The 16656-nt window shown below is 49.9% G+C and carries 15 protein-coding genes; 1 reads left to right on the top strand and 14 read right to left on the bottom strand.

Annotated elements, in window-relative coordinates; all coding sequences use genetic code 11:
* Positions 1–2: 2 nt before the first annotated feature.
* The 4 genes from floA to rpsU form a co-directional block, all read right to left on the bottom strand.
* Positions 3–1001, bottom strand: a complete 999-nt coding sequence (gene floA, locus AC0TWI_RS01855) for a flotillin-like protein FloA (RefSeq protein ID WP_488124630.1) — start codon at positions 999–1001, stop codon at positions 3–5.
* Positions 1002–1102: 101 nt separating this feature from the next.
* The gene (locus AC0TWI_RS01850) at positions 1103–2407 is read right to left on the bottom strand and encodes an NfeD family protein (protein WP_488124629.1); all 1305 of its coding nucleotides are present in this window, start codon (positions 2405–2407) and stop codon (positions 1103–1105) included.
* A 356-nt stretch (positions 2408–2763) separates the two neighbouring features.
* Positions 2764–3210, bottom strand: coding sequence for a GatB/YqeY domain-containing protein (locus tag AC0TWI_RS01845; RefSeq protein WP_488124628.1), 447 nt, complete (start codon positions 3208–3210; stop codon positions 2764–2766).
* A gap of 17 nt (positions 3211–3227) precedes the next feature.
* The gene (rpsU, locus tag AC0TWI_RS01840) at positions 3228–3401 is read right to left on the bottom strand and encodes a 30S ribosomal protein S21 (RefSeq protein ID WP_057983047.1); all 174 of its coding nucleotides are present in this window, start codon (positions 3399–3401) and stop codon (positions 3228–3230) included.
* Between the two features lie 181 nt (positions 3402–3582).
* Here rpsU and AC0TWI_RS01835 point away from each other — a divergent pair, with 181 nt between their 5' ends.
* On the top strand, positions 3583–4512 hold the full coding sequence (locus tag AC0TWI_RS01835) for a Na/Pi symporter (protein ID WP_488124627.1): 930 nt from the start codon (positions 3583–3585) through the stop codon (positions 4510–4512).
* Positions 4513–4532: 20 nt separating this feature from the next.
* Here AC0TWI_RS01835 and deoC read toward each other — a convergent pair whose 3' ends face one another.
* The 10 genes from deoC to lepA all read right to left on the bottom strand — a co-directional run bounded on the left by deoC (position 4533) and on the right by lepA (position 16611).
* Positions 4533–5204 carry a deoxyribose-phosphate aldolase gene (gene deoC / locus AC0TWI_RS01830; protein ID WP_488124626.1) on the bottom strand — a complete coding sequence of 224 codons (672 nt, stop codon included), beginning with the start codon at positions 5202–5204 and terminating at the stop codon, positions 4533–4535.
* A gap of 79 nt (positions 5205–5283) precedes the next feature.
* Positions 5284–6642 carry a tRNA (N(6)-L-threonylcarbamoyladenosine(37)-C(2))-methylthiotransferase MtaB gene (mtaB, locus tag AC0TWI_RS01825; RefSeq protein WP_488124625.1) on the bottom strand — a complete coding sequence of 453 codons (1359 nt, stop codon included), beginning with the start codon at positions 6640–6642 and terminating at the stop codon, positions 5284–5286.
* A gap of 4 nt (positions 6643–6646) precedes the next feature.
* Positions 6647–7399 carry a 16S rRNA (uracil(1498)-N(3))-methyltransferase gene (locus tag AC0TWI_RS01820; protein ID WP_488124624.1) on the bottom strand — a complete coding sequence of 251 codons (753 nt, stop codon included), beginning with the start codon at positions 7397–7399 and terminating at the stop codon, positions 6647–6649.
* A gap of 9 nt (positions 7400–7408) precedes the next feature.
* Complete coding sequence (gene prmA, locus AC0TWI_RS01815; RefSeq protein ID WP_488124623.1) at positions 7409–8347, bottom strand: 50S ribosomal protein L11 methyltransferase; 939 nt, start codon at positions 8345–8347, stop codon at positions 7409–7411.
* A 21-nt stretch (positions 8348–8368) separates the two neighbouring features.
* Positions 8369–9496 (bottom strand): molecular chaperone DnaJ, encoded by a 1128-nt coding sequence (dnaJ, locus tag AC0TWI_RS01810; protein WP_488124622.1) that lies wholly within the window; start codon positions 9494–9496, stop codon positions 8369–8371.
* Between the two features lie 129 nt (positions 9497–9625).
* Positions 9626–11464: a molecular chaperone DnaK gene (dnaK, locus tag AC0TWI_RS01805; RefSeq protein WP_488124621.1), complete on the bottom strand. Its 1839-nt coding sequence runs from the start codon at positions 11462–11464 to the stop codon at positions 9626–9628.
* A 27-nt stretch (positions 11465–11491) separates the two neighbouring features.
* Entirely contained in the window at positions 11492–12082 is a 591-nt protein-coding gene (gene grpE / locus AC0TWI_RS01800) for a nucleotide exchange factor GrpE (RefSeq protein WP_488124620.1), read from the bottom strand.
* 311 nt (positions 12083–12393) lie between these two features.
* Entirely contained in the window at positions 12394–13422 is a 1029-nt protein-coding gene (hrcA, locus tag AC0TWI_RS01795; protein ID WP_488124619.1) for a heat-inducible transcriptional repressor HrcA, read from the bottom strand.
* A gap of 108 nt (positions 13423–13530) precedes the next feature.
* Positions 13531–14658, bottom strand: coding sequence for a radical SAM family heme chaperone HemW (hemW, locus tag AC0TWI_RS01790; RefSeq protein WP_488124618.1), 1128 nt, complete (start codon positions 14656–14658; stop codon positions 13531–13533).
* Positions 14659–14769: 111 nt separating this feature from the next.
* Positions 14770–16611: a translation elongation factor 4 gene (gene lepA / locus AC0TWI_RS01785; protein WP_488124617.1), complete on the bottom strand. Its 1842-nt coding sequence runs from the start codon at positions 16609–16611 to the stop codon at positions 14770–14772.
* Between the last annotated feature and the right edge of the window lie 45 nt (positions 16612–16656).

The following is a 16656-nucleotide window of genomic DNA, read 5'->3' as shown; positions in this document are numbered from 1 at the left end:
TATTATTCGGGCTTGCGGTTTTGCGGCTTGTTGGACATTTTGCTGATTGAATCACGCATATCCGTATCGGCATCGATGTTTTTCAATGAGTAGTAGTCCATGACGCCAAGCTTTCCGCCCTTCAGCGCATCTGCCATTGCAAGCGGAACCTCCGCTTCGGCTTCGACGACTTTCGCTCTCATCTCTTCGACGCGCGCCTTCATCTCTTGCTCATTCGCTACCGCCATCGCTCTTCTTTCTTCCGCTTTCGCCTGGGCGATTTTCTTGTCCGCTTCTGCTTGGTCAGTCTGAAGCTGGGCACCGATGTTTTTGCCGATGTCCACATCCGCGATATCGATCGAAAGAATTTCAAAAGCCGTTCCGGCATCGAGGCCTTTTGAAAGGACTGTCCGGGAAATCATGTCCGGGTTTTCCAGCACCTTTTTATGGTTATCGCTTGAACCGATTGTAGAGATGACGCCTTCGCCGACACGGGCGATGACCGTATCTTCCCCGGCTCCACCGACGAGACGCTCGATATTCGCGCGCACGGTGATTCTCGCTTTCGCCTTCACTTCGATCCCGTCCATTGCCACACCAGCGATGAATGGTGTTTCTATAACCTTCGGGTTAACACTCATTTGAACGGCTTCCAACACGTCACGTCCGGCAAGGTCAATTGCCGCTGCCCGTTCAAACGTCAATTCAATATTCGCACGCTGGGCTGCAATCAGGGCGTTGACGACCCTGTCAACATTACCTCCTGCTAGATAGTGGCTCTCCAGCTGATTTGTTGCAACATTTATGCCTGCTTTATGGGCCTTAATGAGCGGATTGACGACACGCCCAGGAATAACCCGACGTAGTCTCATTCCAATAAGTGTAAAAATTCCGATTCTGACTCCTGCCGCAAGGGCCGAAATCCAGAGGCCGATCGGTACGAATGTAAAGATGATCGAGAGAATAATAATCCCCACTACGATCGCCACTAGCAAAAAGATTGTTTCTGGTCCAAATACCATGCTGATTTTTCCTCCTTGGCTTTATATATATAATTCTACCCGGTTGAGGGGGACATCCCTCCCGTATTGGCGCGGGATGGAGGGATGTCGGTCAGTGCCGGCTACACTTCCCTGACGACAATCCGGGAACCCTCCACTTTGACCACCTTGATGTCTGTGTCTGATTCAATGAATCGGCCTTCCGCCACAACATCAAGGCGCTCATCATCGACCACCACCGTCCCGGATGGACGCAAAGCAGTCACCGTTTTTCCTGTCCTGCCAATCAGGTCAAGGCGATTTACGTTCGAAACATATCCACTTTCTGTGTTTGTCGAGTCGGTTAAAATAAGCTTTTTGAATATATTCATACGTTTACCAAACACCTTTATCATAATAATAATGGATAGTGCGGCGAGCAGCAGCGCAACCGCTACAGAAACCGCCATGTGAGCAACATTCCCGCCGGCCAGGAATAGGCTGCCAACGACAGCAAGGGTGCCAAGCGTACCGGCTATGCCGCCTGCAAGGAAAAACTCTGCAGCGATGAGAAGAACGCCGAGTACGAACAGGATCAGCGTTTCATACCCTGCGAGGCCCGCTACATAATGCCCGTAAAAGAACAGCAGCAAGGCGCTGACTCCCATGCCCCCCGGCAGGCCGAAGCCCGGTGAATAAAGCTCCAGAACAAGGCCGATGCTTGCGATTGAGAGCAGGATCGGAACAACAATCGGATTCGTGATAAACCTTGCCAGTTGCTCTGCAAAGGACAGCTCAACTTGGTGGACATCACTTTCGGAATACCCTAATTGCTTGACAAGGGCAGACAGGTTTTTGACCGTCCCTTCCGAGTATTTGACTTTCTCCGCCTTCTCGGATGTGAGCGTCAGCAGTTTTCCGTTCTTCTTCAAATCGGGCAAATCGATATCGGCAGTGGCCATCGCCAAGGCAATTTGAGGGTCACGCCCGCTTTGCATCGCAGCGCCTTCCATCTCGGCCAGCCACATGCTTTCCGCCTTCTCCCCAGCCGTATTGCCTGTCGACGCCTCAATGATGGCAGATGCACCCATCGTCGCGGATGGGGCCATATAAATCTCGTTCGACCGCAGCGCGAGGTACGATCCTGCTGAAAGCGCCCAAGTATCGACGTAGGCAACCGTCTTGATCTTTGTATCTGACATACGGTTGCCGATTTTCACAGCCGCATCAACTGACCCGCCTGGCGTATGCATATCAAAGATGATCACTTCCGCCTTATTCTTCTCAGCCTCGCCGATCGCCCTGTCCAGAAACGCGTACAGCCCTTTCTCTACTTCCCCTTCAATCGGAATCACGTAGACCTTCGCATCCTTCTCTGCGGCCTGTACGAAGAGGACCGGCAAAAAAGAGACAGCGATAAGACAAAATAACGCAACAATCCGTTTCACATCATTCCCCCCTTCAAAATGTTTTCAAAGCTTAACAGTAAGCGGGCAGACAGGACGATGATAACGGCTGTTCGATTGCCCAGCCTGATGGATCCGCAGCAGCTTCTGCCGTATTGCTCGCGCCGGACAGCCCCTCCGGAATAAAAGTATATGCATCATTTCACAACGATGTCTTCCGCCGTTGCTCTTTTCTACGTTTTAGATAGAAAAAGGTTTCAAAAAATATGCTACTTTAAGTATAACGTATCTCTGTCCAGAAATCTGTTCGGTTATGTACATTTCCTGAAAAGTTTGAGGCTTTCCAGGCATATGAAAAAACCGGCAGCAAAAATGCCTGCCGGTTTTGCGACTGCTGATTATGATAGATGCCTTTGGACAAGTTTGCTCACAGTCGAGCCGTCCGCTTTGCCTTTTACTTTCGGCATGAGGGCGGACATCACTTTGCCCATATCCGCTTTCGAAGAGGCGCCTGTTTCAGCGATGGTCTCTTTGACGATCGCCTCCACTTCCTCGTCTGAAAGCTGTTCTGGCATATATATATTCACAAAAGCCAGTTCACTTTGAACTTTTTCCACAAGGTCATGACGACCTGCTTTTTCAAATTCATGGAGGGAGTCTTTACGTTGCTTTACTTCGCGAGAAAGGACTGTCAACTCTTCTTCTTCCGTCAGTTGTTGCTTGCCAAGCTTAATGGCTTCATTTTGCATGGCTGCCTTCAGCATCCGAATGACAGAGAGCTTTTCTTTTTCTTTGTTTTTCATCGCTTGTTTCATATCTTCGTTTAAACGACCGAGAAGACTCATTACTTATAGCACCCTCTTTAGAACTTGCGCTTTCTTGCAGCTTCGGATTTTTTCTTGCGTCTTACGCTTGGTTTTTCATAAAATTCGCGCTTTCTGTATTCTTGTAAAGTTCCTGTTTTAGAAACTGTACGTTTGAAGCGGCGAAGAGCATCTTCAAGCGATTCGTTTTTACGAACAACTGTTTTTGACATCTCTCTTTCCCTCCCTCCGAACATAGCGATAACATGTTCACACATGGCATGAACCATGTACTTTGCAATTATAATATAATGCTTTTATCCGGTCAACAATCTTTATTCAAAAACTGCCGAGAGGAACTATTGGCATGTCCTTCTCCGACTGATCATATGTATACAGGAGAGGTGGTTGGACGTGCTATATTTATTTCTTTTCATTTTATTTGCGGGCTGCTTCATCCTCGGAATGGTCTGGATGAGGGTCGGGCTCTTCAACCTGTCTGGCAGCAGGATCGAGCGTATGCTCCGGCAAGTTACCGGAACGCCGCTGAAAGGGATGGCGGCCGGAATTGTGATGACTGGACTGCTCCAGAGCAGCTCGGCCGTAACCGTCATTGCTGTCGGGCTCGTTTCCGCCAGGATTCTAACCTTTCCGCAGACGATCGGCATCATCCTCGGAACGAATATCGGTTCGACCATTCTGCTTGAAATTTTCACTTTCGATCTCTCTCGTATTATCGTTCCCGCACTTGCGGCCGGTCTTTTGCTCCAATGTTTCCGGAAACCCATGTTGAAAAGTATCGGCTTTATCTTTCTTGGCATCGGCATCATCTTCGCCTCGATGAACGGCTTCGAATGGCTTTCCGAGCCGCTGGCCAGCATCGATTATGTCCAGGGCTTTATCGCTGCGATGGGAGCAAGCAAGGTGCTGGCGCTTCTGACTGGAACGCTGATGACGGCCGTTATCCAGTCGAGCACCGTAATGACCGGGATTGCGATGAGCTTCCTCTCCTCCGGCACACTCGGGATTGAGACAGGGATCGCGATCATGTTCGGCGCAAATGTCGGCACATGCTCCACCGCTCTTTTCGCCAGTCTTGGAGCAGGGCGAGAAGCGCGCCTGACAGCCTTTGCCCATTTGTGGCTCAATCTTGGCGGTGTAATGCTGTTCTGGTTCCTGATCCCGGCTCTCGCCGCCTTGAGCGGCTATCTGTCTCCTTTGCCGGAGACACAGCTTGCCCATGCGAGCGTCCTCTTTAATATCATCTGTTCCCTCCTTGTCCTTCCTTTTGCTGGCACATTCGGAAAGATGATTGAACGATTACACGGGAAACGAAAAGGATGAGGCAAATGCCTCATCCCTTTTTAGTAATCAGATTCTCCTTGAAGCCCCTTGGCAATAGAGACGCCAGAGCTTGCCCCAATTCTTGTTGCCCCTGCTTCAACCATCGCTTTCACATCATCAAGGCTCCTGACGCCGCCTGAAGCTTTGACGCCGATGTCCGGACCGACAGTTTTTCTCATCAAGGCTACATCTGCCGCTGTTGCCCCGCCTGTAGAAAATCCGGTTGATGTTTTGACGAAATCCGCTCCGGCTTTCACTGCGAGCCTGCATGCCAATTCTTTTTCCTCATCGGTCAAAAGACACGTCTCGATAATCACCTTTACGAGCGCCTTGCCTCTCGCTGCAGCGCATACAGTCGCGATGTCCTGCTCAGCCTTTTCCTCGTCTCCACTTTTCAAAGCGCCGATATTCAGCACCATATCGATTTCCTGAGCGCCATTTTCAATCGCATTTTTCGCTTCAAATGCTTTTGTTTCTGTTGTGCTTGCGCCGAGCGGGAAGCCGATGACGGTGCAGACCTTTACATCGGTATCATGCAGCAGCGAACTGGCATTTGCCACCCAAGCGGGATTGACGCAGACAGAAGCAAAGTGGTATTCCTTCGCCTCTTGGCAAAGTTTTTCGATTTGTTCCTTCGTTGCATCCGCCTTCAGCAATGTATGATCGATCAATGACAAAAGATTTTCCGCCATAGTGTCCAGCTCCCTTCAATTTATCATGCCTGTCTATTCTATCAAAAAAGCCGCAGCCTGTAAGCTGCGGCTCCTCCGCTCAAACAACCAATGTACGGTGTTCGGACGCTGTTTCATCTTCCATGACGCGGACGAACTGTCCTTCATTGTATGGATAGCCTGCTTTTGTGATTTTCACTTTCACAAGCTTGCCGACCATTTCCTCCGTTGCCGGGAAGACAACTTTCAGATAGTTATCAGTATAGCCTTCATAAAGACCGCTGTCAGGGTCTTCCTTGTAACGCTCTTCAGGAATGACTTCCAGTACTTCATTTTCGAAGCGTGAAGCATATTCCTTCGCCAACTGGTCCGAAAGCTCGATCAGCCTGTGGACGCGGTCATTTTTGATATTTTCGTCAATCTGGTCTTCCATTCTTGCAGCAGGCGTGCCTGTCCGCTTGGAATATGGGAAAACGTGAAGCTCGGAGAATCCATGTTCTTCAATGAACCGGTATGTCTCCATGAACTCCTCTTCCGTCTCGCCTGGGAAGCCGACGATGACGTCCGATGTAATCGCCAATCCCGGCAGCGCTTTTTTCAAAAGTTCGAGGCGCTCAGCGAAAAATTCCATCGTATATTTCCGGCGCATCCTTTTCAACACGGTGTTCGAACCGGATTGGAGCGGAATATGGAGATGGCGGACAACAAGCTTCGAGTCGTTGATCACTTGGATCACTTCATCTGTCAGCTGGCTCGCCTCGATAGAAGAAATGCGGATCCGCTTCAGGCCTTTCACCTGTGCTTCCATATCGCGGAGGAGAGCAGCAAGGTTATAGTCCTTCATGTCTTCTCCGTATCCGCCTGTATGGATCCCTGTCAGGACGATTTCTTTATATCCGGCATCAACAAGCTGCTGTGCCTGGCGAATCACTTCCTGCGGGTCGCGTGAACGCATCAGACCGCGTGCCCACGGAATAATACAGAATGTGCAGAAATTGTTGCAGCCTTCCTGGATTTTCAGGGAAGCCCTTGTCCGGTCCGTAAATGCCGGCACGTCCAATTCTTCATATACGCGGTTTTTCATAATATTGCCGACGCCATTGATCGGCTGGCGTTCCTGCTTGAATTGCTCGATATAACCAAGCATCTTCGTCCGGTCCTGTGTTCCGACAACAATGTCCACTCCCGGAATCGCCATGATTTCCGCAGGGGAAGTCTGGGCGTAGCAGCCCGTAACACAGATCACCGCATCCGGATTGCTGCGGATCGCCCGGCGGATCACCTGCCGGCTTTTCTTGTCTCCCGTATTTGTTACGGTACAAGTATTGATAACGTATACGTCCGCACGGCTTTCAAAATCGACGCGTTCGTACCCTTGATTTTTAAACAACTGCCAAATTGCTTCAGTTTCATAATGGTTTACTTTACAACCTAATGTATGAAAGGCAACTAGTGACATATGATCACCTCATTAATTCAAAATGATAGGAAATGGCCGCAAGCGCATATAGCGGCGCGGTTTCCGTCCGTAAAATCCTTGGTCCAAGTCCGCAGAGAACAAATCCCGCTTCTTTTAGCGTCTCTGCTTCCTTTTCCGACAAACCGCCTTCCGGGCCGAACACGATCAGTATCTCGTCGCCGGGTGCAGCGGAAGACAGCACCTTGGCAAAGCTGCGCTGTTCCCCTAGCTTTGCCTCTTCTTCAAAAGCGGCGATTTTCTTATCATACGATCCGGCCAGTGAGAGAAGCCCCTTAAAGGAGACTGGCTGTTCGATGGCAGGAACAGACTGCCGGTGCGACTGCTCAGCCGCCTCTTTGGCAATCTTCCTCCAGCGCTCAGCCTTTTTGGCCGCTTTTTTCTCTTCCCATTTTACAACGGAGCGGCTTGCAATAAAAGGGATAAAGCTGGAAGCTCCCATCTCAGTCCCTTTCTGGATGATCCATTCTAATTTATCCCCTTTTGGCAACCCGCTCGCAATTGTCACCTTCACCGGGAGCTCTTTTTGCTGCTCTTCCCATCCAGTGATCGCCACTTCGGCAGAGTCCTCCCCGATCAGGGTAACCTCGGCCAATGCCGTCTTTCCGTCAGGGTAAGAGATCCATACTTTATCGCCCGGCTTCATCCGCATCACCCTCGCGAGATGGTGGAACGATTCACCCGTGATCTCCTCGGATGACTGTCCTTTATATTCGCTGTCGAGAAAATATCTTTGCATTTCGGCACCTCATTTGCGTCTCGCCACAAGCGCAACCCAGTCTTCCATCGTCAATGTTTCCTCTATTTCAAAGCCTGCCTTCATAATGGCATCCTTCACTTCGTTTTTCTTGTGATGGATGATGCCTGACGTGATAAAAAGACCGCCTGGCTTGACAACATTTGCCGCATCCTCAGTAAACAGCAGAATCACTTCGGCCAGGATATTGGCAACAACAATATCCGCCTGTTCATCAATTCCTTGAAGCAGATTGCCCTGTTTCACTTCAACGACCTTGTCGACATGGTTGAGTTCGACATTCTCGGCAGCAGATCTTACGGCTACTTCATCCAGATCCAGTGCGGTAACATGGGATGCCCCAAGCATCGCTGCGGCAATGCTCAGCACGCCTGAGCCTGTGCCGACATCGACGATCCGGTCATTTTTCCTGACGGCATTTTCAAGCGCCTGGATGCACATGACCGTTGTCGGGTGCGTCCCCGTTCCAAACGCCATACCAGGATCCAGTTCGATGATCAGCTCGTCGGTGCTGACACGCTCATAATCCTCCCATGTCGGGACAATCGTGAACTTCTCGGAGATTTTGACAGGGTGGTAGTATTGCTTCCAAGCCGTCGCCCAATCCTCCTCATGAACATCGGCCGTCGTAACCTTATTATGACCAATATCAATATTGAATTGGGACAGGCTCGTAATTTCCTGCCGGATTGAGTCGACAGTTTCGCCGATGAAGTTATTCACAGGCAAATAGGCTTTGACGATGACACCGTCCGACGGGTAATCTGCAGGATTTAGTGCATAGATCTCTCCGAATCTGTCTTCCCGTTCCCGAGTCAGCTCCGCAGGGTCCTCAATAACAACCCCGCTCGCACCTGCCTCGTGGAGGATATTGGAAATCGGCTCTACCGCTTCGTTTGTCGTATGAATACTGATTTCAGTCCATTTCATTTGCTGCCCGCTCCATTTCCGTTAGTCACCTTTAAATGCCCGTTTTACCTTTGAGAAAAATCCTTCATGCTGTTCATCCGGAATATCACCGCTAATGTCGCCAAACTCACGGAGCAGCTGCTTCTGCTGTTCAGTCAGCTTTGTCGGAGTAATGACCTTCACAATCACATGCTGGTCGCCGATTCCGTAGCCCCGGACATTTTGAATCCCTTTGCCGCGCAGCCGGAATTTCGTCCCTGTCTGTGTGCCGGCCGGAACTTTCAGTTTCACTTTGCCATGGATTGTCGGCACTTCCACTTCATCACCAAGAGCTGCCTGGACGAAAGTGATCGGCATTTCGCAGTAAACATCGTCGCCGTCCCGCTCGAAAAATTCATGCCTTCTGACATGAAAGACCACATAAAGATCGCCCGGAGGCCCTCCGTTGATTCCCGGCTCCCCTTGCCCGGCTACCCGCAGCTGCTGGCCATCGTCCACGCCCTGCGGTATTTTCACCTGAATTTTCTTGCGCGTCTTGACAGTTCCTTTGCCGTGGCATTTCGAGCATTTCTCTGGAATAATCTTACCCGTTCCCTCGCATCGCTGGCACACTCTGCGATTGACGATCCGGCCGAATGGTGTATCCTGTTCCACATTCAACTGGCCGCTGCCATGGCATTCCGGACATGTTTCCGGAGAAGTTCCCGGCTTGGCGCCGCTTCCGTCGCATCTGTCACATTCCTCATCTTTCGGAATTTCAATTGTCGTTTCTTTTCCGAATGCCGCCTCCTCAAAGCTAAGCGTCATCGTGTATTGCAGATCGGCACCCTGGCGCGGAGCATTTGGATCTCTTCTGCCGCCTCCGCCGAAAAATGTGCTGAAAATGTCCTCAAAGCCGCTGAATCCGCCGAATCCTCCTCCGAAATCGGAGCCGCCTCCGCCGAATCCCTGCGGGCCGCTATGGCCGAACTGATCGTATTGCGCCCGTTTCTGGTCATCGCTCAGCACTTCATAGGCTTCGCTGATTTCCTTGAACTTTTCGTCTGCACCCGGCTCTTTGTTGATATCCGGGTGATACTGTTTGGATAGGCGCCGGTACGCTTTTTTGATTTCGTCCTTGCCGGCGCTTTCCGAGACACCTAACACCTCATAATAATCCCTTTTACTCATATGCAGCACTCTCCCGATTCTGTTCACATAAAGATTATTCTAACATAAATGCCAAGTGGATTAAAAGCAGATTCAGCCTTAAGAAAAGCCCAAGCCAATTCAGGCTCGGGCTTTCCGGTTTTGCTACGCTTATTTCTTGTCATCTTCCACTTCTTCGAACTCTGCATCAACAACGTCATCTCCGCCGGCATTTTGGCCGTCTTGAGCTTCGCCGCCTTGCTGAGCCTGCGCCTGTTTTGCCGCTTCTTCATAAAGCTTGACTGACAGGTTTTGGACGATTTCTTGAAGTGCGTCTTTCTTCTCGCGAATTTCTTCCAGCTCATTTTTTTCGACTGCGGCTTTCAGTGCGTCTTTCGCCTCTTCCGCTTTCTTGACCTCAGCTTCATCAACTTTGCCTTCAAGGTCTTTCAGCGTTTTTTCAGTCGTGAAGATCAGCTGGTCTGCTTCGTTTCGCAACTCCACTTCTTCTTTGCGTTTCTTGTCCGCATCTGCGTTTTCTTCCGCTTCGCGGATCATCCGGTCGACTTCGTCCTCTGAAAGGCCTGAAGAAGACTTGATGGTGATGTTCTGCTCTTTGCCTGTACCAAGATCTTTTGCACTGACGTTTACGATACCGTTTTTATCAATGTCAAATTTGACCTCGATTTGTGGAACGCCGCGCGGAGCTGGCGGGATATCGGACAATTGGAAACGTCCGAGTGTCTTATTGTCAGCAGCCATCTGGCGCTCTCCTTGCAGGACGTGGATGTCAACTGCTGTCTGGCTGTCAGCCGCAGTTGAGAACACTTGGGATTTTGATGTCGGGATTGTCGTATTGCGGTCGATCAATTTTGTGAACACGCCGCCCATCGTCTCGATTCCAAGCGAAAGCGGTGTAACGTCAAGAAGCACGACGTCTTTTACGTCTCCAGTCAGCACGCCGCCCTGGATGGCTGCACCCATGGCAACAACTTCATCCGGGTTCACGCCTTTATGAGGCTCTTTGCCTGTTTCCTTGCGGATTGCTTCCTGGACAGCAGGGATTCTTGTCGAACCGCCGACAAGGATAACTTTGTCGATTTCGGCAGCCGTTTTGCCTGAATCTTTCAGTGCCTGGCGAGTAGGTCCCATTGTACGCTCAACAAGGCCTGAGGAAAGCTCTTCGAACTTCGCGCGTGTAAGAGTCATTTCCAGGTGAAGCGGTCCTGCTTCGCCTGCTGTGATGAACGGCAGTGAGATTTGCGTAGAAGCTACCCCTGAAAGGTCTTTCTTCGCCTTCTCTGCTGCATCCTTCAGGCGCTGCAATGCCATTTTATCCTGCGACAAATCAATACCGTTTTCTTTTTTGAATTCAGAAACAAGGTGGTCAATAATCACTTGGTCGAAGTCATCGCCGCCGAGACGGTTGTCACCGGCAGTAGCGAGCACTTCAAATACGCCGTCGCCGAGCTCAAGGATGGAAACGTCGAATGTTCCGCCCCCAAGGTCATATACAAGAACCGTCTGGTCTTCGTCAGTTTTTTCCAGTCCGTATGCTAGAGCAGCAGCTGTCGGTTCGTTAATGATCCGCTCAACTTCAAGGCCCGCGATCTTACCTGCGTCTTTTGTCGCCTGGCGCTCAGCATCATTGAAGTATGCCGGAACTGTAATTACGGCTTTATCCACTTTTTCGCCGAGATAGTCTTCAGCGTATGATTTCAGGTATTGAAGAATGATGGCGGAAAGCTCCTGAGGAGTATATTTCTTGCCTTCAATTTCCTCTGTGAAATCTGTGCCCATATGGCGTTTGATTGACATTACTGTATTCGGGTTTGTGATTGCCTGGCGCTTTGCCACTTCCCCTACTTGGCGCTCCCCGTTTTTAAAAGCGATGACCGATGGAGTTGTGCGATTGCCCTCTGGGTTTGGAATAACTTTCGGTTCGCCGCCTTCAAGTACGGATACGCATGAGTTTGTCGTACCAAGGTCAATTCCGATAATTTTGCTCATACACCTTACCTCCTAGATATGTAGTCCTTATTTGTTCACTTTCACCATAGCCGGCCGCAAAACTCGGTCTTTCAGCTTATAGCCTTTCTGCAGCTCTTCCACTACGATATTTGAACCGTATTCAGGGTCTTCAGCCTGCATGACCGCCTGGTGGAAGTTCGGGTCGAATTCTTTCCCGGCAGCCTCAATTTGCTCTGCCCCTTCTTGCTCAAGCGCAGAGATGATGCTCCGGTATACCATTGCCACACCGTCAAGCAGAGCCTTCGCCTGTTCATTGTCGGTTTCGATTTGCATCGCCCGTTCAAAATTATCAATCGCAGGCAGCAGGTTTGTGATCAACTGCTGTGATCTATATTTTTCTCCAGCCTCACGCTCCAATTGCGCACGGCGGCGGAAATTGTCAAAGTCAGCATAGAGACGCAGATACTTGTTTTCCTTCTCCGCAAGCTGGGCTTCCAGCTCACTGATCCGGGCAGCCAATTCTACTCCCGGGCTTACCTCAGCCTCAGCAGTTCCTGTCTCACCTTCACCGAGTACAGTTTCTTCCGGTTCAGCCGTCTGCTGCCCAACCGTTTCCTCGGTCTCTTCATTATGGGAATTCTTCATTTCGTCAGACATCATTTCACCTCCTTAAAATAGAAAAGCGTAGGGCGGCTGCTTAGGGGCGACAAGCATAAGGCGAGAACAGAAGAAGGCGCTTTTTGCCTTCATCTGTTCTTGACTTATGACCTCGAGCCCCTGCCGCCCGGAGCTGGACAAGCGAAAAGCGTAGGCGCCTTGCTCAGCTGCGACAAGCATAAGGCGAAGACGGACAAAGGCGCTTTTCAGCCTTTATCCGGCTTTGACTTATGACCTCGAGCAGCTAGGCGCCGGAGCTAGACAATCGAAAAGCGCAGGGCATCCGTTCACACCGATACCCGCGCATTGTTTCACTGATGGTAAAGCCTTGTCAGGGCACTCGACATGTCACGGCTTAGAAAATCAAGGATGCTGATCACCCGGGAATATTCCATCCGGGTTGGCCCGAGAATTGCAATTGATCCGACAGGCTCCTCGCCGATAGAATAGGTCGCGGTGATCACACTGCAGTCTTCCATCGCCGAGTTTTTGTTTTCCCTGCCAATACGGACATCAATTCCATCCGGTATGCTCTTGAACAGTTCGTATATACCCTGTTCTTGTTCAATCATGTCCATCAGCGAACGGATTTTATCTATATTATGGAATTCGGGCTGGTTCAGCATGTTTGACTTCCCGCCAAAAAACACTTTGCTGGCGGCAGGATAACTAACGGCTTCCGAGAGCGACCTAATCATGAAGCTATGCTGTCTGACATTGTGCCTGATGATGCTGGCCGCTTCCTTGAAAATCGTATCCTTGAGCTCTGAAATGGGTACTCCGGCCAATTTTTCATTGAGAATATTCACAAGCCGTTCAATTTCTCCTGCATGGATACCATCCGGCAAGGTGAAAATCCGATTTTCAACATGCCCGGTGTCCGTCACGATGATCGCAACAGCCGTTTCATGCGAAAGCGGGACAATCTGCAACTTTCTCAATTTGTTTTCCTTCACTGCCGGCCCTAGGAGAATGGCTGTATAGTTCGTCAGCTCCGATAGGATCTTGGCAGATTTCTGCACGGTGTTTTCAAATTCATATATTTTCTCCGCAAAAATCGAATGGATTTTTCTGACGGCTTCTGTTTCAAGCATCTGGGGCACAAGCAAATGGTCCACATAGTATCGATATCCTTTTTCCGAAGGAACCCTGCCTGAAGAAGTATGGGTTTTTTCAATGAAGCCATACTCTTCCAGATCTGCCATTTCATTTCGGATTGTCGCCGAGCTGAATGGCAATTCTTCTTTCTTGGACAAGCTTCTTGAGCCGACCGGCTGGGCAGATCGAATAAAATCATCGATGATAACTTGCAATATGAGCAACTGCCGATCTGTTAGCACACTCATCACCTCTGTTAGCACTCTTTATGGCCGAGTGCTAAATCTACCATTAAATTATCAAAATCATTCACTGTTGTCAACGATTTTACCCGCTGCGGAGAGTTGGGTTCAGAGAAGGAATGCCTGGAATACTTCATTGCCAAGGTAACGACCTTTTTCGGTCAACCTTACTGCTCCGTCTTTGATTTCCAACAATCCCCGTTCAGTCATTTCCTGGATTGGCTCCGAAAAGACGTCACGCATTTCCTCGGCAAACTTTTGTTTAAAATGAACCGTACTGACGCCGGCTGTTTTCCTCAGCCCGAGGAACATCTCTTCTTCCATCTTTTCTCGTTTTGTCAGCTGGAAAGTTTCATATAACGGACGTTCGCCCTCTCTCAGCGGCTCCATGTATTTTTTTAGCGGCCCATAGTTCGAATACCGGGTATCTCCTGCATAGCCATGAGCTCCGGCACCAAAACCGAAATACTCCTCATTGCTCCAGTACACGAGGTTATGCCTGCTCTCGTATCCTTTTTTTGCGAAATTGCTAATCTCGTACTGCTCGAGCCCGTGCTTGGCCATCTCCTCCATCAGCATCCCGTACATCGTTGTTTCAGCATCTTCACCGGGCAGCTTCAGTTTCCCGTTTCTCATCTGATTGTAAAAAACGGTTTTCGGCTCGACGATCAAGGAATATCCCGAGTAGTGGGGCAGATTGAGCGCAATCGCACTATCCAATGTATGCTTAAACGACTCGGTGGTCTGGCCTGGCAGCGCGTAGATCAGATCAATGCTAATGTTGCTGAATCCTGCTTCCTGTGCATTGCTGATTGATGTATACACATCTTTCACTCGGTGTGCCCTTCCTATACGCTGCAGCAGCTCATCATCAAAAGCCTGAACACCGAAGCTCAGCCTGTTTACCCCGTAGTCTGCCAGCACTTTCAATTTGGCAAGAGAGAGGTCGCCAGGATTCGCTTCAAATGTGAATTCGCCATCTTCAAAAGGCAAGTAAGTCCGAATCCCTTCACAAAGTACGGCAAGCTGTTTTTCATCCAGAGCGGTCGGAGTGCCGCCTCCGACGAAAATTGTTTTGAACTGAGAATCCGGATGTTGTTGCCGGACGATCGCCATTTCTTTGATCAGCAGATCAACATACTCATCGACCGGCTGGTTTTGCAGGAAAACCTTATTAAAATCGCAATAATGGCAGATGTGCTCACAGAACGGGATGTGTATATACGCTGCATTCATAATTTTTCACTACCTTATCATTGATTATCCGACAATCCGGACCATTCCATTTCCAAATAAAAAGGGAATGGAAGCGAATGATCGCTTCCCCTCCCCTGTGATCAGCCTGTATTATTTCGATCCGTTCTTGCCTGGATCGTCCATTTTCAGAACGGCCATGAACGCTTCTTGCGGAACTTCGACTGATCCGACTTGCTTCATCCGTTTCTTACCTTCTTTTTGCTTCTCAAGCAGCTTCCGTTTACGGGAAATGTCGCCCCCGTAACATTTGGCAAGTACGTTCTTGCCCATCGACTTGATGGTCGAGCGGGCGACGATCTTTTGCCCGATAGCTGCCTGAACCGGCACCTCGAACTGCTGGCGCGGGATGAGCGACTTCAGCTTCTCGACAATCGTTTTTCCGCGATCATAAGCAAAATCGCGGTGAACGATGAAGCTGAGAGCATCGACTTTCTCCCCGTTGAGGAGGATATCCATCTTGACGAGCTTCGACGGTTTGTAGCCGATCAGCTCGTAATCGAAGGAAGCATATCCTTTCGTATGAGACTTCAGCTGGTCAAAGAAGTCATAAACAATCTCCGCGAGCGGGATTTCATAAATGACGTTGACACGGATGTCATCCATGTATTTCATATCGATGAAATTGCCGCGTTTTTCCTGGGCAAGCTCCATGACGGCCCCTACATAATCATTTGGAACCATGATTGAAGCTTTCACATATGGTTCCTCGACATGTTCGATCTTTTGCGCATCCGGCATATTTGACGGGTTGTCGACCGTCATTTCCGTGCCGTCTGTCATGACTACCTTATAGATAACGCTTGGTGCAGTCGTGATCAGGTCGATCTTGAATTCGCGCTCGATCCGCTCCTGGATGATTTCCATATGAAGAAGACCGAGGAAGCCGCAGCGGAAACCGAAGCCGAGTGCCTGGGAGGATTCCGCTTCGAATTGAAGCGAAGAGTCATTCAGCTCCAATTTTTCCAATGCTTCACGAAGATCGTTGAATTTCGCAGAGTCGATCGGATACAGTCCGCAGTACACCATCGGGTTCAGTCTTCTGTACCCAGGCAGCGGTTCGGCCGCCGGATTGTCAGCACCTGTGATCGTATCCCCGACACGGGTATCCTCGACCCGCTTGATTGCGGCGGTGAGGAAGCCTACATCACCGACGGTCAGTTCTTCGACAAGCATCGGCTTTGGCGCGTGGACTCCGACTTCGATTACTTCGAACTCCTTGCCGGTTGCCATCATTTTAATTTTGTCGCCCGGCTTCACGCTTCCTTCCATGACACGGATCGAAGCGATGACACCGCGGTATGCATCGTAGAGCGAGTCGAAAATGAGCGCCTTCAGCGGTGCTTTCGGATCTCCTGTCGGTGCCGGCACCTTTTCGACGATCTGTTCCAAAATCTCGTCAATGCCGATACCTGCTTTGGCTGAGGCAAGCACTGCATCGGAAGCATCAAGGCCGATAACATCTTCTACCTCTTGGCGCACCTTTTCAGGATCGGCTGCAGGAAGATCAATTTTGTTGATCACCGGAACAATCTCAAGGTCGTTATCCAGAGCGAGGTACACGTTCGCAAGCGTCTGGGCCTCGATGCCCTGAGCAGCGTCGACGACTAGGATCGCACCCTCACAGGCCGCGAGACTGCGGGACACTTCATAGGTAAAATCCACATGTCCCGGAGTGTCAATCAAATGCAGGATATAATCCTCGCCATCCTTCGCTTTGTAATGCAGCTGGACCGCGTTCAATTTTATTGTAATGCCCCGCTCCCTTTCCAAGTCCATTGAATCGAGCAATTGGCTCTTCATTTCACGGGACGACAATGCTTTCGTTTTTTCAAGGATCCGGTCAGCCAATGTCGATTTCCCATGGTCGATATGGGCAATAATCGAAAAGTTGCGGATTCTTTTTTGCCGTTCTGACTTCTCTTCATGATTCATTATGTTTTTCACTCCTGTTAATCTGCGCATGCAAGCTAGGTTAAA

Source organism: Lederbergia sp. B243.17 (genome assembly GCF_057657925.1).
Note: the sequence above shows the minus strand (reverse complement) of the source record. Positions and strands in the feature narration are given on the sequence as shown.